18 protein-coding genes and 1 pseudogene are annotated in these 18097 nt (G+C 61.8%); 5 read left to right on the forward strand and 14 right to left on the reverse strand.

Annotated features, from left to right (window positions below; translation table 11 throughout):
- Positions 1-133: 133 nt before the first annotated feature.
- The 8 genes and pseudogenes from bamA to E5W87_RS10470 all read right to left on the reverse strand — a co-directional run bounded on the left by bamA (position 134) and on the right by E5W87_RS10470 (position 8749).
- Positions 134-2506, reverse strand: coding sequence for an outer membrane protein assembly factor BamA (gene bamA / locus E5W87_RS10435; protein WP_292396700.1), 2373 nt, complete (start codon positions 2504-2506; stop codon positions 134-136).
- A 217-nt stretch (positions 2507-2723) separates the two neighbouring features.
- Positions 2724-3866, reverse strand: a complete 1143-nt coding sequence (rseP, locus tag E5W87_RS10440; protein WP_292396702.1) for an RIP metalloprotease RseP — start codon at positions 3864-3866, stop codon at positions 2724-2726.
- 103 nt (positions 3867-3969) lie between these two features.
- Complete coding sequence (locus tag E5W87_RS10445; protein ID WP_292396704.1) at positions 3970-4785, reverse strand: phosphatidate cytidylyltransferase; 816 nt, start codon at positions 4783-4785, stop codon at positions 3970-3972.
- Positions 4782-5525, reverse strand: a pseudogene (locus E5W87_RS10450) (isoprenyl transferase); the annotation flags it as partial. The pseudogene E5W87_RS10450 and the gene E5W87_RS10445, both read right to left, overlap by 4 nt.
- An 11-nt stretch (positions 5526-5536) precedes the next feature.
- Positions 5537-6091 carry a ribosome recycling factor gene (gene frr, locus E5W87_RS10455; protein WP_095485252.1) on the reverse strand — a complete coding sequence of 185 codons (555 nt, stop codon included), beginning with the start codon at positions 6089-6091 and terminating at the stop codon, positions 5537-5539.
- Positions 6092-6217: 126 nt separating this feature from the next.
- On the reverse strand, positions 6218-6940 hold the full coding sequence (pyrH, locus tag E5W87_RS10460) for a UMP kinase (RefSeq protein WP_111546675.1): 723 nt from the start codon (positions 6938-6940) through the stop codon (positions 6218-6220).
- A gap of 136 nt (positions 6941-7076) precedes the next feature.
- Complete coding sequence (locus E5W87_RS10465; RefSeq protein ID WP_292396707.1) at positions 7077-8186, reverse strand: aldo/keto reductase; 1110 nt, start codon at positions 8184-8186, stop codon at positions 7077-7079.
- 35 nt (positions 8187-8221) lie between these two features.
- Positions 8222-8749: a nuclear transport factor 2 family protein gene (locus E5W87_RS10470; RefSeq protein ID WP_292396709.1), complete on the reverse strand. Its 528-nt coding sequence runs from the start codon at positions 8747-8749 to the stop codon at positions 8222-8224.
- Between the two features lie 114 nt (positions 8750-8863).
- Here E5W87_RS10470 and E5W87_RS10475 point away from each other — a divergent pair, with 114 nt between their 5' ends.
- Entirely contained in the window at positions 8864-9796 is a 933-nt protein-coding gene (locus E5W87_RS10475) for a LysR family transcriptional regulator (RefSeq protein WP_292396711.1), read from the forward strand.
- A gap of 21 nt (positions 9797-9817) precedes the next feature.
- On the opposite strand, the gene tsf is transcribed toward E5W87_RS10475, so the two are convergent.
- From tsf to E5W87_RS10505, 6 genes are all read right to left on the reverse strand, one after another.
- The gene (gene tsf / locus E5W87_RS10480) at positions 9818-10741 is read right to left on the reverse strand and encodes a translation elongation factor Ts (protein WP_292396713.1); all 924 of its coding nucleotides are present in this window, start codon (positions 10739-10741) and stop codon (positions 9818-9820) included.
- Between the two features lie 118 nt (positions 10742-10859).
- On the reverse strand, positions 10860-11657 hold the full coding sequence (rpsB, locus tag E5W87_RS10485) for a 30S ribosomal protein S2 (protein ID WP_095492864.1): 798 nt from the start codon (positions 11655-11657) through the stop codon (positions 10860-10862).
- Positions 11658-11835: 178 nt separating this feature from the next.
- The gene (locus tag E5W87_RS10490) at positions 11836-12447 is read right to left on the reverse strand and encodes a LysE family translocator (RefSeq protein WP_292396716.1); all 612 of its coding nucleotides are present in this window, start codon (positions 12445-12447) and stop codon (positions 11836-11838) included.
- A complete protein-coding gene (locus E5W87_RS10495; protein WP_287086971.1) occupies positions 12444-12722 on the reverse strand; it encodes a DUF4031 domain-containing protein in 279 nt (92 codons plus the stop codon). The genes E5W87_RS10490 and E5W87_RS10495 overlap by 4 nt, the downstream gene beginning before the upstream one ends.
- A gap of 69 nt (positions 12723-12791) precedes the next feature.
- The gene (locus tag E5W87_RS10500) at positions 12792-14090 is read right to left on the reverse strand and encodes a hypothetical protein (protein WP_292396718.1); all 1299 of its coding nucleotides are present in this window, start codon (positions 14088-14090) and stop codon (positions 12792-12794) included.
- 98 nt (positions 14091-14188) lie between these two features.
- Positions 14189-15019 carry a cell envelope integrity EipB family protein gene (locus E5W87_RS10505; RefSeq protein ID WP_292396720.1) on the reverse strand — a complete coding sequence of 277 codons (831 nt, stop codon included), beginning with the start codon at positions 15017-15019 and terminating at the stop codon, positions 14189-14191.
- Positions 15020-15157: 138 nt separating this feature from the next.
- Here E5W87_RS10505 and E5W87_RS10510 point away from each other — a divergent pair, with 138 nt between their 5' ends.
- The 4 genes from E5W87_RS10510 to E5W87_RS10525 all read left to right on the forward strand — a co-directional run.
- Positions 15158-15622: a RidA family protein gene (locus tag E5W87_RS10510; protein ID WP_292396722.1), complete on the forward strand. Its 465-nt coding sequence runs from the start codon at positions 15158-15160 to the stop codon at positions 15620-15622.
- Positions 15623-15629: 7 nt separating this feature from the next.
- Complete coding sequence (locus E5W87_RS10515) at positions 15630-16358, forward strand: glycerophosphodiester phosphodiesterase (protein ID WP_292396724.1); 729 nt, start codon at positions 15630-15632, stop codon at positions 16356-16358.
- A 41-nt stretch (positions 16359-16399) separates the two neighbouring features.
- The gene (locus E5W87_RS10520; protein WP_292396726.1) at positions 16400-17614 is read left to right on the forward strand and encodes a GNAT family N-acetyltransferase; all 1215 of its coding nucleotides are present in this window, start codon (positions 16400-16402) and stop codon (positions 17612-17614) included.
- Between the two features lie 96 nt (positions 17615-17710).
- The coding region (locus E5W87_RS10525; RefSeq protein ID WP_292396728.1) for a hypothetical protein at positions 17711-18097 on the forward strand (387 nt) is incomplete at its 3' end.

Raw genomic sequence — 18097 nt, forward strand, 5'->3', positions numbered from 1 at the left:
GATTTTCGCTGGGGAGCACGCGCAAAATCAAGGTCCTACAGCGTCATTTGCGCGTCCAAGAGGACGCGCGGCGCTGTAGTGTCGGATCACTCTCTTCCGGACCCCAACGGTCCGGAAACATCGTTGCCGCCGATCAGAAGCGGGTCGATATGCCGAAGTTGAATTCCTGCACGTCGTCGGTGTCTTCCTTGAGGACCGGGATCGCATAGTCGATGCGGATCGGGCCGAACGGCGACGCCCACATCAGACCGACGCCGACCGAGGCGCGCCACTGCATGTCGGTTGTCGATTGGTCGACCAAATCAGATCTGACCTTGCTGCCATAGAGCGTCGCCGCATCGGCGAAGACCGCACCGCGCAGGCCGAAGCTCTCCGGAATGACCGGCATCGGAAACTGGGCTTCCGCCGAGGCATTGAAATAGGTGGTGCCGCCGAGATGGTCGTCAAAGCCCTCATTGTCGACAGGGCCGATGCCGCCATAGGCAAAGCCGCGGATCATGCGGTCGCTGCTCTGGAAATGATCGAAGATGCGCAGGTCGCCGCCGCCGAAGCCTTGGACGTGGCCTGCCCCGCCCGAAACCAAGCCGACCAGATCAAGCTGCTCCGACAATGTCTGGTAGACGCTGCCACGCGCCGTCACCTTGACGAACTTGGCGTCACCGCCGAGCCCGGCCACCTCCGTGGTGACATTGGCGTAGATGCCTTCATGCGGGTTCTTCATGTCGTCGATGGTGTTGTAGACCAGGCCGAGACTGACCGACGACTTGAGCCACGGGCTTTCCTCAATCCCTTCAAAGATTGCCTGAGAGACATCGCAGTCGGCGTCGGGGATGCCATCGTTGTTATCATCGCAGTCATCGTCGAGCTTATATTTCTCCTGCGAGATATTATACGCCAGCTGCGTCGAGATGTTGTCGGTGATCGGCAGGCCAAAGCGCACTGTCGCGCCTATCGTCTCGCTCTTGTACTCGTCGTATTCCCTGGTCCGGTTGAAGACGTCGAAACCGGCAGCGATACGCCGCCCGAGGAAATAGGGCTCGGTGAAGGAGAAGCTGTAGTCGCGCGAATTCTTGCCGCCGCCCGCCGATAACTTGATGAACTGGCCGCGTCCGAGGAAGTTGCGCTCGGTGATCGATCCTTCGACGGATGGACCTGCCGTGTCGCCGCCGGTCGAATAGCCGGCGCCAACCGAGAACTCGCCGGTCGATTTCTCGACCACGTCGACCACGAGCACCACCTGGTCTGGCTCAGAGCCGGGCACAGTGGAAACCTCGACTTTTTCAAAATAATCCAGCGCTTCCAGCCGCTTCTTCGCGCGCTGGATGAGAACCTGGTTGAAGGCATCGCCCTCACTCACGTCGAATTCGCGACGAATGACATAGTCGCGTGTCCGGTCGTTGCCGCGAATCTCGATGCGCTCGACATAGGCCTTGGTGCCCTGGTCGATCGTATAGACCACCGAAATGGTGTGGTTCTCGAAATTGCGGTCGCCGCGCGGCGTCACCTGAGCGAAGGCATAGCCGGAACCGGCGACCGTCTCGGTCAGCGCGATGATGGTGTCTTCGACGTCCTTGGCGTTGTAGACATCGCCCTTGTGGGTCTCGACCACCGACTGCAGCGATGCGCCGTCGACCTCGGGAATGGTGCTCTCGACGCTGACATCGCCAAATGTATAGCGATCGCCCTCCTGCACGGTGATGGTCACCGTGTACTTGTTGGTGGTCTCGTCGAGTTCGCCGACCGCAGAAACGACCTGAAAATCGGCATAGCCGTGATTGTAATAGAACCGGCGCAGCAGTTCCTGGTCGGCGCGCAGCTTGTCGTCATCATAGACGTCGTCGCGCAGCACGAACGACAGGAAGGACGAGCGTTTGGTGGAGATGACGTCGGACAGGCGACGGCTCGAATAGGCGCTGTTGCCGACGAAATTGACCGCGGCGATCTGCGTGCGGCCGCCTTCGTTGATGTTGAATACCACGTTCACGCGGTTGTCGCCGAGATCCATGATCTGGGTGGTCACGGCGGCGTCGTCGCGACCGATACGCCTGTAGGCCGCCTTGACCGCCTCGACATCGGCATCGAGTGCCTGCTGCGAGAACGTTCCACGCGGCTTCAACTGAACCGCGGCCGCAAGGGCGTTGTCCTTGAGCTTCTTGTTGCCCTGGAACAGCACCTGGTTCACGACCTGATATTCGGAAACCTTGACGACCAGCGACGACCCGACCTGGTTGATCTGGACGTCCGAGAACAGCCCGGTGCCGAACAGCGCCTTGACCGCGTCGTCGATATCGGCGCTGGAAAAGGCCTTGCCGGGCTTGATGGTGATGTAATTGCGGATCGTGTCGGCGTCGACACGCTGATTGCCGCTGACTTCAACTCTTGAGACAACAGCGGCCTCGGCCGCCGATGTGGCAACGAATTGTACTGCGAGCGCACCTGGCACGACCAGAGCGGCGGACAGGGCCACCGCGGACGCGGCGCTCAAAAACTTGGATGCTGCCTTCATCGGGCTTTTGTACCTTTTCTCGAAGTCCCCACGGCGAGAAAACCGGACGTGCGGTAATTTCCCCTACCGTATTAACCGGATTTTCCCTACACGCAAGGCTCCTGGTTAATTTGTATTTACTTAACCCTGTTGCGTGGCTTTCGCGTCACGCATATCCCCACGCATGGTAAACGGCGTCTCAACGTTGGCTGTGCCGAAGCCAAATTTCTTCATGATTTCAGCACCCAAACAGATCGTTCCAGAAAACGAAGCCCATGAAGCCCAACACGAGCATGAAGCCAGCCCTGTAACCCATCTCCATCATCCGCTCCGACACCGGTCGCCGAATGACGGCCTCCACGCCGTAGAACAAGAGATGGCCGCCGTCGAGGGGGGGAATCGGCAAAAGGTTGAGAATGCCGATACCGACCGACAGCAGCGCGACAAGTTGCACGAGCCAATCGAAGCCCAATTTTGCCGCCTGCCCCGACATCTTTGCGATCTTGATTGGGCCGCCCAGCTGGCATTTGTCTTCGCGGCCGACGACGAAACGCTGCAGGAACTGACCGGTGCGCTGAATGATATATCCCGTCTCCTCGACCGCCGCCCCTACCGCTTCGACCGGGTTGTAGGTGACTAGTCTGGGCTGGCCGAATTCCTGATTGTTGACGACGCCTATCACGGCCACTTTGACCTTGTTGCCCAGCCCATCTTGCTGCTCCATCAGCTCCGGCGTCGCCGTGGCGGTGATCTCCTTGCCGTCGCGCAACATGACGAAGGTGATGGCATCGCCGCCGCGGCCCGAAACCAGGCGTTGGACGTCGGAGAACGTCTGAACCTTGCTGCCGTTGACGCTGACGAATCGGTCGCCAGGCAGGATGCCAGCCCTGGCCGCTGGACTGCCGGCGGTGACTTCAGCCACCATTGGCTCCATCACAGGGCGGCCATAGGCGGAAAACAGCACCGCAAAGACGGCAATCGTCAGCAGGAAATTGAACAGCGGGCCGGCCACCACAGTCGCCGCGCGCTTCCAGACCGGCTGCGTGTGAAAGGCAATCTTGCGTTCGGCATTGGTCAGCGATTCGAGCTCCTCCGAGCTGGGCTGGCTCGATGTGGCATTCATATCGCCGACGAATTTGACATAGCCGCCAAGCGGAATGGCACAGAGTTTCCAGCGTGTGCCATGGCTGTCATTGAAGCCAAAGAGTTCCGGGCCGAAGCCGATCGAAAAGGCCTTTACGCCGATGCCGCACCAGCGGCCGACCAGGTAATGGCCCATCTCGTGGACGAACACGACCACGGTCAGCACGAACAGGAAAGGCACCAGCGTGCCGAGGAAAAAGCCCTCCGTGCTGAAAACCGCGTGAAGAATCTCGTTCAATTCATGTCCTCAAAAATCGTCCGCAGCACGCTCGTACCGCGACTGTGACATCAATCCAGGCGAATCCATGGCGCATCCTGCGCAGATCAAGACACAATGCCGATCAAGCTGGAAACAGCCCCTGCGCCGGATGGTCGGCGGTCGCCGAAATCCAACCGATGACGTATAGGGCGAAGGCCGCCGCGACAAGTCCATCGACCCGGTCCATGACACCGCCATGGCCCGGTATCAGCGTGCCCGAATCTTTGCGGTCGTGCCGGCGCTTCACCCATGATTCGAAAAGGTCGCCGGCCTGGGCGACGATCGAAAGCACGAGCGCAACGACGCCGAGCACTGCGAGATTGCCGGCTCCGGCCGTAGCGGCCAAAAGCAGTCCGGCAACCACTCCGCCGACGGCGCCGCCGAGTGCCCCGCTCTGCGTCTTGCCGGGCGAGATCGACGGCGCCAGCTTCGGACCGCCGACGGCGCGGCCGACGAAATAGGCTGATATGTCGGTCGCCCAAACCACTGCGAACAGGAAAAGAATGGCGACCAGGCCCGAATGGTCGCCGTCGCGCAAAAGAGCAAGCGACAGGCCGGAAATGGCGGCATAGGCAAGGCCGGACGGGTCCCACTGTCCCGTCTGGCGCATCGAGCCCACGACCACGGTGACAACGACCATCACTGCTCCAAGAAGCAGCAGCCAGGACGCAGGCAGGCCGGCGATCAAGGCGACGACGAAGACCAGAAGCAGCGCATCCGGCAGAAGACCAAGACCCGTGGCGGCGACCGGGCGGCACATTCGCGTCCATTCGTAGAAGATCAGGATCGTCATAGCGGCGCTAAGCAGCCGGAAAGGCAGTCCGCCGAGCCAGGTCAGGCCAAGCGTGACGACGGCAAGCACGACAGCGGAAATAACACGAAGCTGGAGGTTGCTCATCCCTTGGCCGTCACGGCGACGTCTTGAGCGCCAAGCCCGCCGAAACGGCGCTCGCGGCCAGCGAAATCGCGCAATGCGTCGGCCAAATGCTCGCGGCTGAAATCGGGCCAGTAGCAAGGCAGGAAGACGAGTTCGCTATAGGCCGCCTGCCACAGAAGAAAATTCGACAGCCTGAGTTCGCCGCTGGTGCGGATGACCAGCTCAGGGTCCGGAATACCCTGGGTATCGAGAGAGCCGGCAAAGGATTCGGCCGTGATCGCCTCGCTGTCGAGCTCGCCACGCGCCACCGCCGAGGCAAGCTTGCGCGCCGTGCGCACGATCTCGTCGCGCCCGCCATAGTTGAAGGCGATGACCAGGGTCAGCGCCTCGTTGCGCATGGTCAGCGTTTCGGCCTCTTCAAGCAGGGTCCTGATATCAGGTTGCAACCCTGCCCTGTCGCCGATGATCCTGACCCGCACGCCGCTTTGGTGCAGTTCGGCGAGATCGCGGCGGATGAAGATTTTCAAGAGGCCCATCAGATCACTGACTTCGGACTTCGGTCGCGACCAGTTTTCCGACGAGAAGGCGTAGACGGTCAGGAAGGAAATGCCGAGGCCAGGAGCGGCGCGCACCGTGTTGCGCAGCGCCTCGACGCCGGCACGATGGCCGGCAAGCCGCGGCATGCCACGCGCCTTGGCCCAACGTCCGTTTCCGTCCATGATGATCGCGACATGCGCGGGGCTTGTCATAGTTTCGCTTTCGGGTCGGACCCTTAAACCTGCATGATTTCAGCTTCCTTATCGGAAAGCAGATGGTCGATGGTGCCGATCATCTCGTCGGTGAGCTTCTGGACCTGGTCGGATCGCTTGCGCTGATCGTCCTCGCTGATGTCGCCGTCCTTTTCCGCCTTTTTGAGAAACTCCATGCCGTCCCGGCGCACGTGGCGCACGGCGATGCGGGCATTCTCGGCATAACCATGCGAGATCTTGACCAGCTCCTTGCGGCGCTGCTCGTTGAGCTCGGGCAGCGGAATTCTGAGATTGGTGCCGTCGACGATCGGATTGAAGCCAAGATTGGATTCGCGAATGGCGCGATCGACCGCGCCGACCATCGACTTGTCCCAGACCGAAACCGAAATCATGCGCGGCTCCGGCACCGACACGTTCGCCACCTGGTTGATCGGCATGGTGGTGCCATAGGCCTGCACCTGGATTGCGTCGAGCAGGTTGCTCGAGGCGCGGCCGGTCCGCAGCGAAGCCAGATCGTGCTTGAACGCAGCGATCGCCCCGTCCATGCGCCGTTTGAGATCATCGTATTCGCCACTCATTATCATCTCCTCGACCCGTTAGCCCGGGTTCACTGTTCAGGGGTAGCCCCGTGTTCGAGCCTCAATCCGAAAACCGGCTCCCGCTTTTCCCGTAGGCGGGCCCTCGGTTTGAGATCCTGCTCCCGATCAGTCGTCCGCGACGACCGTGCAACGGCCGCCGCCCCTCAGAATATCACCGAAACCACCCTTCTCGTGGATCGAATAGACGATTATCGGAATGTTGTTTTCGCGCGCAAGTGCAATCGCGGCTGTATCCATGATCGAAAGACCGCGTTTTATCACTTCGCCATGGCTGATGCGCTCGAAGCGAGTCGCGTTCGGGTCCTTCTTGGGATCGGCCGAATAGACGCCATCGACCTGGGTGCCCTTGAACAGCGCATCGGCGCCAATTTCCGCCGCGCGAAGCGCCGCGGCCGAATCGGTGGTGAAGAACGGATTGCCGGTGCCGCCGGCGAAAATGACGACCTTGCCCTGGTTCATGTAGGCGGTCGCCTGGCGCTGCGAAAAGCTCTCGCAAAGCTCCGGCATGGCGATTGCCGACAGCACCACCGCGTCGACGCCGATCTTGTTCAGTGAAGTGCGCAGCGCCAGCGAGTTGATGACGGTGGCAAGCATGCCCATGTGGTCGCCGGTAACCCGGTCACCGCCCTTCGACGCAACCGCCACGCCGCGAAAGATGTTGCCGCCGCCGATGACAACGCCGACCTCGATGCCCAGTGCGCGGGCTTCGGCGATGTCGGCGGCGATGCGATCGACCACCGACACGTCGATGCCGAAATGCTGCTCGCCCATCAACGCTTCGCCCGATGCTTTCAGCAAGACACGTCGGTAGAGGGGCTTCACCGTCATCTGGTCCTCATCATTATGCGTGTGACGCGCCTGGGGCCCCCGCGCAGGCGCTGCCCCGAAACATTGGCGTTCCGATACACGAAGGGCGCCGCGATGTCACGCGGCGCCCGAGCCGGAAAATTCCAGGCTTTTTCGATCAGTTGCTGCTGACGCTGACGGCTTCGCCCTCGACCACCACTAGCGGCGAATAGCCGAGAGGCTTGTCGCCGGTCACGATACCCCCGGTGACCCTGACCTGGATCTCGGGCCCGAAATAGGAATGCGGGAATGGTGCCGGAGCGCTGCTCACCGAATCCAGCCGCCGGCGAAGATCAGGGGGAATCGAAAAATCGAGCGCCGCGAGGTTGTCCTGCAACTGGGCGAGCTTCGTCGCGCCGAGGATGATAGTGGCGACGCCGGGCTGTGTCGCAACCCAGTTGAGCGCGACCTGGGCCATGCTGCGGCCGAGCTCGGCAGCGATCCTTTCGAGTTCGGCCACGATCGCCCAGTTGTGTTCGCTGAATTTCTGGAAGCCCGGATGTGTGGTATTGCGGAAACCGTCGAGCCGTCCGACATTTCCAGCCTGCGTCGGCCGGTATTTGCCGCTGAGCAGCCCGCTGGCCAGCGGGCTCCAGACCATGATGCCGGCGCCGTGACGCGTGCCGAACGGCACGAATTCATGCTCGATGGCGCGTTCGGCGAGCGAATATTCGAGCTGCAGGGCCGAGATCGGCTCATAGCCGCGCAGTTCGGCGATCGCCTGCGCCCGCCCGGCATACCAGGCCGGCACGTCGGACAGGCCGACATGGCGCACCTTGCCTGCGCGCACGAGGTCGTCAAGCGTGCGCATGACCTCTTCGGCCGGCGTCAACCTGTCCCAGACATGCAGAAGATAGAGATCGATATAGTCGGTCCCGAGCCGTTTGAGCGAGGCTTCCACCGCGCGCATGATGTTCTTGCGCCCATTGCCGCCGGCGTTCGGATTGCCGGGGTCCGAGTTCATGGTGAACTTAGTGGCGATCACCGCCTTGTCGCGCAACCCGCGCTCGGCGACGAATTCGCCGAGCCAGCTCTCGCTGGTGCCGCCCGTATAGAGGTCGGCCGTGTCGAAGAAATTGCCGCCTGCCTCGACATAGGCGTCGAACATGGCACGGGCAGTTTCTCTGTCGGCCCCCCAGCCCCATTCGGTGCCGAAGGTCATCGTGCCCAGCGCCAGCCGGCTGACGCGCAGGCCGCTGTTTCCGAGCGTGTAGTAGGTCATAGTCATGATGTTGTTCCGAGCGTGATCCGATTAATGCAGCGTCATTGGCCGGGGGTCGTCTTGACCCAGGGATTGCCGCGCTCATGCGTCATGCGAAACGTGAAGCCGTCGACCTTCCAGCCGGCGCCGGAGCGCGTCAGGTGATGCTCATAGGTGCCCCAGACCTCCCAGAGCGGCTCGCCATTGCCTTCCATTCGGTTCCAGGCATAGCCGTTGGAGAAGATGGTCGCCGCATCGGTCTCGAGGACGACTTGATGGTTGGTGCGCAGATGCAGGCTGGTCTTGCTGTCTTTGAGGTTGGCTGCCCAAGCGCCGATCAGATCATCGGAGGCGATGTTGGCCGCAGGCTGACCGGAGAGGCTGCTGAAGTCTGCGGTGACCCGATCCGCGAAATAGCTGCGCGCAAGCTTCCAGTCCTGTGCGTCGACGGCGCGGTCGATGGCATCGGCGATGCGGATGACCGCGCGCTCATCGACGAGCGCCCGCCAGTTGGACGGCTCTGCCCCGCCGGCGTCGAGCGGTGCCAGTGCCATGCCTGCAGCGAAAGTGACGTGCTTCAACGCGTTCATGTCTTTCTCCTCTGTGCAGCTTCCCGCCGCCGATGTGTTGACGACAATGTGGACGGGCGCCCCGACATCGATAAGATTGCATTGTTCGCAAAGACCATGCGATATCATGCATGAATGGATCGGGACCTGCTCACGCATCTGCCTGTGGTCGTCGCTGTGGCGCGGCGCGGCGGCTTCGCGCTTGCCGCTGCCGAGCTCGGCATGAGCCCTTCAGCGGTCAGTCATGCCGTGCGCCTTGTCGAAGAGCGGATCGGACAGCCTCTCTTCGCGCGCACGACGCGCAGCGTCTCGCTAACCGAGGCCGGCAAGGCGCTGGTGGAGACGGCCGCCCCTGCCCTCCAGGACATCGCCGAGCGGATGGACCGTATCCGCAGCGTCAAGGGCCGGCCCTCCGGCCTTCTCAAGGTCAATGTTTCCAACATCGCCGTCCCCCTGGCGGTGACGCCTGTGGTCGCTGCGATGGCGGAGCGCTATCCCGACGTGACGGTAGAGCTGTTCACCGACCAAGGGCTTGTTGATATTGTCGGCGAAGGGTTCGACGCCGGAATCCGGTTGGGTGAGATGATCGCGCAGGACATGGTCGCAGTCCGGCTGACGCGGCCGTTCCATGCCGTGATCGTTGCGTCCCCCGCCTATATCGGACGGCATGGCCGGCCGCGAAGTGTTGCCGATCTCGCGAACCACAATTGCATCGGCTACCGGCTGGTCCGTTCGGGTGCCCTCTATCGCTGGGATCTGCGCGAAGGCGGCAAGGATGTGGTGGTCGAAACGCGCGGCACGGCCATTGTCACGGATTCGCTTGCGGCGATCGACCTCGCGCTCGCGGGTGTCGGGTTCGCATATGTGTTCGAACCGCTGGTGCACGCCGATCTTGCCGCCGGCCGCCTCGTTCAGGTGCTGCCGCAAACAGCGATGGAGGAGTCCGGCCTGTTCCTCTATTTCCCGCGCCGGGCAGCGATGGCGCCGAAGCTCAGGGCCTTTATCGATACCGCGCAAGAAATCGGCCGGGCATCCTTGCGGACACCCGGCCGTAAAATCATTTCGTAATGAAGGCTGCCTGCCGGCAGTTTACTTCTTGACCGCCGCCGCGACTTCCGCCGCGAAATCGGTCTCTTCCTTCTCGATGCCCTCGCCGAGCGCGAAGCGCAGATAGGCAGTGATCTTGGCCGGTGCGCCGATTTCCGTCTCGGCATCCTTCAGCGCCTTCTCGACGGTGATGTCGGGATTGAGCACGAAAGCCTGCTTGAGCAGCACAACCTCTTCGTAGAATTTGCGCAGACGGCCCTCGACCATCTTCTCGATGATCGCCTCCGGCTTGCCGGACTGGCGCGCCTGGTCGGCGAAGATGGCCTTCTCGCGTTCGACCGCGGCCGGATCGAGCTCTTCCGTGGTCAGCGCCATCGGGTTGGTGGCGGCGACATGCATGGCGACCTGGCGGGCAAAGGCGTTGGCGGCCTGCGCGTTGCCGGTCGTCTCGATGGCGACCAGCACGCCGAGCTTGCCAAGGCCGTCGGCGACCGCATTGTGGACGTAGGTTGCGACAGCGCCATGCTCGACCGTGAGCTTGGCCGAACGGCGGAAGCCAAGATTCTCGCCGATCGTGCCGACAGCGTCCTTGATGGTATCGGCGACCGACTTGTCCGAACCCGGATACGGTGCGGCTGCGACGGCCTCGGTCTTGCCGCCATAGGCGAGCGCGACCTTGGCGACCTTGGCGACGATCTCCTGGAAGGCAGCGTTTCGGGCAACGAAGTCCGTCTCGGAATTGACCTCGACGACTGCCGCCTCGCGGATCCCGGAATCGACGCCGATGAGACCCTCGGCCGCGGTGCGGCCGGCCTTCTTGTCGGCCTTGGAGATGCCCTTCTTGCGCAACCAGTCGACGGCCTCTTCCATGTTGCCGTTGGTCTCGTTCAACGCCATCTTGCAGTCCATCATGCCCGCGCCGGTCAAGTCGCGGAGTTCTTTGACCTGTGCAGCCGAAATGCTCATTGTCGCCTCTTTGTTTTAAAATGCACCGACGCACCACCGGTCCTCGATGATGCGCCTGGCGCCAGCGCTTAGCGCGCCAAAATATGAGAAAGATGAAGGCCGAAACCGGCCTTCGCTGTTACGCTTCCGGTGTCTGGGCAGCCGGTGTCTCGGCGGTCGGCGTTGGCTCGAGTGCCGGCTCGACCGGAGCCTCGGCCAAAGCGCCGACGTCGACGCCGAGCGCGCCCTGCTGGCGAGCGATGCCGTCGATTGCAGCCTTGGCGATCAGATCGCAATAGAGCTGGATGGCGCGGGCCGCGTCGTCATTGCCCGGAATCGGGAAATCGATCTTGTCCGGGTCGCAGTTGGAATCGATGATAGCGACGACCGGGATGCCGAGACGCTTGGCCTCGAGGATGGCGATCGCTTCCTTGTTGGTGTCGATCACGAACATCAGGTCGGGCGTCGAGCCCATGTCCTTGATGCCGCCCAGCGCCTTGTCGAGCTTCTCGCGCTCGCGATCGAGGTTGAGGCGCTCCTTCTTGGTGAGCCCCTGGGCCTCGCCAGCCAGCATCTCGTCGAGCTTGCGCAGGCGCTGGATGGAATTCGAGATCGTCTTCCAGTTGGTCATCATGCCGCCGAGCCAGCGGGAGTTGACATAGTACTGGGCCGAGCGCTGCGCGGCGTCGGCGACGATGTCGGACGCCTGGCGCTTGGTGCCGACGAACAGCACGCGGCCACCCTTGGCGACGGTGTCGGAAACCTGCTTCAACGCCTGGTGCAGCAGCGGCACCGTCTGCGAGAGGTCGATGATGTGGATGTTGTTGCGGGCGCCATAGATGTAGGGCGCCATCTTCGGGTTCCAGCGGTGGGTCTGGTGGCCGAAGTGAATGCCAGCTTCCAAAAGCTGGCGCATGCTGAAATCAGGCAGAGCCATTCTTAAGTTCCTTTTCCGGTTAGCCTCCACGGACACAGGCATTTCTGGACTTTGTCCTCGAACGCCACCGGAGGTTTCAGCCGGATTTCTCCCGGGCAGACACCAAAGTCCGTGTGTGGAATGAGCGCGCATATAGAGGGGATGCGCGACAAACGCAAGCGCTGCGGTGTGTTGCGGCTCAGCGTGCGGCGATCAGCGCACCGGTGCCGATCATGGCGCCGCCGGCAAACCTGTTCATCAAGCGCATCCGCCTTGGCGTCTTGAACCAGCTCGAAGCTCGTCCGGCAAGCACCGCATAGACGCCCATGGTGATAATGTTGACGCCGATCACGACCGCAACCACGAGCAGCCCCTCAGCGAAGCCCATCGCGTTGAGATCGAGGATCAGCGGCATGATCGAGGCGTGAAACAGGATCGCCTTGGGGTTGCCCAGTGCGATGGAGATGCCGAGGAAAAACGATCGAGACAGTCTTGCCTGCGTTGCCTGCAGTCCGTTCGATGGCGCGGAAGCCGATCGCCACATCCTGACGCCAAGAAACATCAGATAGGCAGCACCCGCATATTTCAGGATGAGAAAAACCCATTCGAAGGTCTGTGCCAGTGCCACGAGACCGAGCAGCGCCAAAGTCACCAGCACCGCGTCGCCGGCGGCGATGCCGAGACCGGCCAGGAAAGCGCGAACAAAGCCACGCGAGACGCCGCTGGCGATGACCGTGAATACCGCGGGACCAGGCGTGGCGGCGGCAAACGTGATCGCGGCGCAGTAAGCCAGAAATGCCGTCAATGTCATAGTCGTATCTTCCCCTTCGGCACGCGGACACGCCGGAAAACAGCAACGATCTCCTCGCGGCTGCATTCGATGGCGCCCAGCCGCACCGCCCGGTCGCGCTCGAAGCCGGTTATGTCATAATGCGGCGCCGATGTCTTCGGCGGTCCCTGATAGGACGAGCGCTTGACGCCGAGCTGTGCTGCAAAACGGTGCAACTCGTCGGTGTCGTCGGCCAGCAGGTGACACCAGCGGTGGCCGACCCATTTCCAGATCGCCGCGTCGACATAGACCGCCATGAGGCTTGCCGTACTCCTTCGTCTTGCGCCGTCCAGCGGAACCAGCTCAAATGGAGCCAAGATCCGATGTTAGCGATGATAGAAGGGATTCGGATAGAAAATGAAGCCGCCAGCGGCTTCGAGTTCGGTCACGGTCCTGGTGACGGCCTCCTGCATGCGGCTGTGCAACTCCGCAAGTGCATCTTCGATCGAGCCGGGATAGGCTTGCAATCCCAACGGCTCCGGCACCCGGATATGAGCGCAGCGCGGCCCGGCCGGTTGCGGCACGAAGCGGTTGATCGTGTCGCGCAGCGTGCCCTTGCAATAGTCGTTGCGAATGCGCTTCAGATGTTCCGCGATCTCCTCCTGCGTGATGCGCGGGTTGGCTGAGGCCCACGGTCCGACGCGTTGGAGACGCTGGATCGTGTCCGTCAGCGCCCGGACCTGTTTTTGCCATTCGGCGTCGCCGGTGTCCTCCCGCAGCCAGCGGCGCGACCTGCGCAAAAGCTCGGCGATCTCGTTGGCGCCGGGATCGACCGAAATACCCTCCCCCAGGCGCCGGCTCAATTCGAGCAGCAGTTGCTTCTGACGCGCGGCATACGAAGCCCGTTCGTCGGGCACCATGTCACAGGCAATCTCATCGCGTGACAGCAGCGCCGCATAGATATGGTGGACGCGCTCCGGCAGCGTATCGGCGGCACGGCGTTCGATCTTCAGGCTTTTCTCGACATAGGCGCATTCCTGCGCCAGCGCCGGCTCGACATTTTTGGTGAAGGCGAGCTTCCAGACAACCGGCGCGATCCAAACCCTGGAATCCTGGTCCGTGGCGCGACCGCGCTTGAGCGCTTCGAACCCCATCTCGACAGCGCCCGGAAGAAGCGGACTGACGACATTGGCATGCCAGCCGACGCCGCCTTCGGGATGCAAGAGCACACCATGCCCTTTCAGCGCCCAACCGATCGAGTGTTCCTTGGCAGCCCCGCTGTTGCCTGGAATCTGAGCGATCAGATTGTTGGCCAGCCAGAATTTCTGCATGATCCGGCCGAGGCCGTTGACGACACCATGCGTGGCCCAGGATGCCGCGAGCGGACTGACCTGCGAGACGATCTCCTTGTCGATCATCCAGTCGGTAAAGAACTCCGGATGGTTGGGCGTGATGAACGTCGCCTTGCCTGCGCCGCAACAGGCCTTCAGCCGCTGCCGGTCGTCGTCGGGAAAGTCGATATGACGGACATTGGCGACGCCGCGCAATCCAGCCAAGCGGTTGAACGGCAACAGGTCGCGAAACCCGGGAATGCCGTGCAGCATGACAAGCCGGTTGACGACAGTCATGATCCTGATCAGCGCCGGATTAGGCCTCGGCGCCACGAACACATCGATTCTGCTCAACCCACCCCCCGATCGACCGTCGGCGTAGAGGTTGAGATGCAATTGCGGCGTGTTCAAGTCATTCACCGCCGCCTTGCGGGCGTGGTTGACCCGAAGCTCTATTTCGGCGGACAGGCCTTCGACTGATCGAACAACGACAGATTGACGAGCTTGCCGGTCATCGAGAACTCGCCGTAGTCCATGACGAGGTCGCGCGTGATGCCGTTCTCATGCAGCTTGAAGCTGATCCGGTACTCCGGCACCTCCTCGCCTGTCTTGTCGGTGCCGTCGAAATAGGCGATGTCGACTGGCCAGTATTTGTCGGCGGCGAGTTTCGCCAGTGCCGGCGCTTCCGGATCGGTCTTGTCGGCATCGGCTTTCTTGCCGACGACAACGGTGGTGGTCATCACCTTGTCTGCATCTTCCGAGCCGTCGAACAGGTTGGTTTCGTAGAAATTTTCGCCCTTTTCAGCCTTGTCGATCAGTTCGATCAGATGCTGGGTCGGAAACTGGGTGGCGGCCAGTTCGAGGCTGTTCTTCTCCGGCTTGTCGATGTCGACCTTGAGGCCCTTCGTCTCCTTCGTCGCCGTGCCCCTGACCTCCTTGTCGAGGTTCTGGTCGACGAAGGATTTTGTCACGAACGAGAAGGTCTTGCCTTCGGCGTCCTCGAAAGTGGTCGTCTGCTGGTCGGTCAGCTTTGTTGTATTGTCGTTGGTGGCGATCTGGGTGACGAAGCGGAACTTCACCGTGTACCCTTCGCAAGGCGAGCCGTTGAACTCATAGACCATGCGGCCGGAAATGCCGGTGATGCCCGAGCGATCGGAAGCCTTGTCCAGACTCAGATCGTAAACCGCGCGATGCGCCTGCAGTGCCGGTACCGCAAAAGCCGGCGCCATCGAGAACACCGCTGGCAGCAGGACTGCATGGAATGCGAGGCGTGTTGCGCGCATGAGGGGCTCCGATCATCGCGCCTGATGGCAGGCCGCAGGGAAAGATGGTCCAGCTTAAAAAAAGTCGTGGCGGAAGCGAGGCAAAAATAGCAATTTCGGCCCGACCTGCGCGGCGTCATCAAGCAATAGGGAAATACCATGAATGAAACAATCGAAAAGCGGCTAAGCGATCTGGGCGTGACGCTTCCGATCGCCGCTGCACCCGCCGCCAACTACGTGCCCTATTCCAAGTCAGGCAATCTGCTGTTCACCGCCGGGCAGCTGCCGCTCAAGGATGGCAAGCTGCAGGCGCGCGGGCTGCTTGGCCGCGACGTCGACACCGCAACTGGCAAGGAAGCTGCAAAATACTGCGCGATCAACATATTGGCGCAGGCCAAGGCAGCACTTGGCGATCTTGAGAAAATCCACCGCCTGGTGAAGATCACTGTCTTCGTCGCCTCGGCGCCGGATTTTGTAGAGCAGCATCTGGTTGCCAACGGCGCCTCGGATTTTCTGGTTGCAGTGCTCGGCGATCACGGCAAACATGCCCGCTCCGCCGTCGGCGCCGCCTCCCTGCCGCTTAATGCCGCAGTGGAAATTGAAGCCATCTTCGAAGTCGAATGAGCCAGACATGACCGACCTTTCCTGGCTGACCGCCAGACCCGTTGCCCATCGCGGCCTCCACGACATGAACAAGACGCGCTGGGAGAACACGCTCTCCGCCTTCGCCGCGGCAGCCGAACGCGGCTATGCGATCGAATGCGACGTGCATCTGTCGTCAGATCGCATCCCGGTCATCATCCACGACGGCGATCTGAAGCGGCTGACTGGCCAGGACGGTTTCGTCTGGCAGCGTACGGCAGCGGAAATGACGGCGCTCAAGATCGGCGGCACATCAGACCATCTGCCGACTCTGCAGCAGGCACTCGACCTGGTCGATGGTCGTGTGCCGATGGTCGTCGAGCTGAAAGGGGCTCCCGGCCATGACGAAGGCCTGGTGGAAAGCGTCGGCAAGATGCTCAAGCGTTACAAGGGCAAGGCGGCAATCATGTCGTTCGACCACTGGCTGATCCGCGATTTCCCGAAACACGCGCCCGGCATTCCGGGCGGGCTGACCGCCTACGGCAAGGATACCCCCCTGATCGAGGCGCATTTCGCCATGCTGGCGCATGAGATCGCCTTCGCCTCCTACGCCGCCGGCGACCTGCCGAACCGGTTCGTCGCCTTCGTGCGCGAAAAGCTCAAAATGCCGGTAATCACCTGGACCGTGCTCGACCAGCCTGCGGTCGACCTGACCTTCAGATACGCCGACCAGATGACGTTCGAAGGATTCGAACCCGATCTTATACAGGTCGCTTGAACCGGGCTTGCATGGACCGGCATGGAGCTTAAATAAGCCCAATGGATCAAGGCGATGAAGGCGACGGGCAAACGGCGAATGGAGAGTATGCGATCCGGATTGCCTCCGGCATCGGAGCCTTTACCTGCGCGGAATGGGATGGCCTCGGCGGTACCGCACGCGGCGATACAGAAAACGGCTACAACCCTCTCGTTTCATTCGCTTTTCTGAGCGCGCTTGAAGATTCCGGCTGTGCCGTGCGGCGCACCGGCTGGCAGGGCCATCATCTCAGGCTGGAGACAGCGCAGGGAAAACTGCTCGGCGCCGTTCCCTGCTACCTGAAATCGCACAGCCAGGGCGAATATGTTTTCGATCACGGCTGGTCGGATGCGTTCGAGCGCGCCGGCGGACATTACTATCCAAAGCTGCAATGCGCCGTGCCGTTCACGCCGGTCACCGGCCCTCGTCTGCTGGTCAACAAGGGCGAGGACAGTTGCGCCGTGAGGGCCGGCCTGGCAGCAGGCCTGAAGGCGGTGACGGAAAAGCTCGGCGTGTCTTCCGCGCACGTGACCTTCGCGCAAGAAAAAGATGTCGGGGCGCTGGAAGCGGCGGGCTTCCTGCACCGCACCGACCAGCAGTTCCACTTCTTCAATGAAGGTTTTTCGACCTACGACGATTTTCTCGCCACTCTGGCATCGCGCAAGCGCAAGGCGTTGAAGAAGGAGCGGCGCGAGGCGCTCGCCCACGGCATTTCGATCGACTGGCTGACCGGCAAGGACCTGACCGAAAGGGTCTGGGACGACTTCTTTGCCTTCTACACGGATACAGGCAGCAGGAAATGGGGGCGGCCCTATCTCAGCCGCGAGTTCTTCTCGATGATCGGCGAGCGTATGGCCGACGATATCCTGCTGGTGATGGCCAAGCGCAATGGACGCTACATTGCCGGTGCTATCAATTTCATCGGTTCCGATGCGCTCTACGGCCGCAATTGGGGCTGCATCGAGGACCATCCCTTCCTGCATTTCGAGGTCTGCTATCACCAGGCGATCGACTTCGCGATCGACCGCAAGCTGAAAGTGGTCGAAGCGGGCGCGCAAGGTGAGCACAAGCTGGCGCGCGGCTATAGGCCGGTGACCATGCATTCGGCGCATTACATCGCGCATCCCGGCTTGCGTAACGCGGTTGCCGACTATCTCAAGCGCGAGCGGCGCGAAGTGGAGCGGATGGGCGACTATCTCGAAGGGCACACCCCGTTCCGCAAGGATCTGGCGGATTAGACCAGCTCGAACGGCCTGCCGCCTCTGTTTACCGCTCCGACGGAATCCGCTAAGCCAAGCTCGGGGAATGGGTGCGCCAAGCACCTCGGGGCAGGCATGCAGGGTTTGGCATCTTTAGATGTCGGGCAGTGGCTCGGCGGTGCGGGAGTGGCCGCCGCATTGCCTTTGGTTGTCTGGCTCGAGCGCAGGCCGGCCACCTGGCATCTCGGCTTCGCCACCTTCTTTCTTCTGTTCGGTGTCATCCATCTGCTGTTTCCGGGAAAGACCGTCGCGCTCTGGATGACGCTGGTGCTGACGGCGGTGATCGGCATCGCCTCCAAGCTGAAATATCGCCATCTCGGTTTCAACCTACTGGCCGGCGACATCTATCACCTCGCCGCGAGTAGCTTTCGAGGTGTGCTCGCCGACCATGCCCGAATGGCGATCCCAGCCATGGCTGGCCTAGTGGCTGTCGTCGCACTCGCCATAATTCTCGAAATGACG

This window comes from Mesorhizobium sp., assembly GCF_004962925.1.
In the GTDB taxonomy this organism is placed as follows: domain Bacteria; phylum Pseudomonadota; class Alphaproteobacteria; order Rhizobiales; family Rhizobiaceae; genus Mesorhizobium.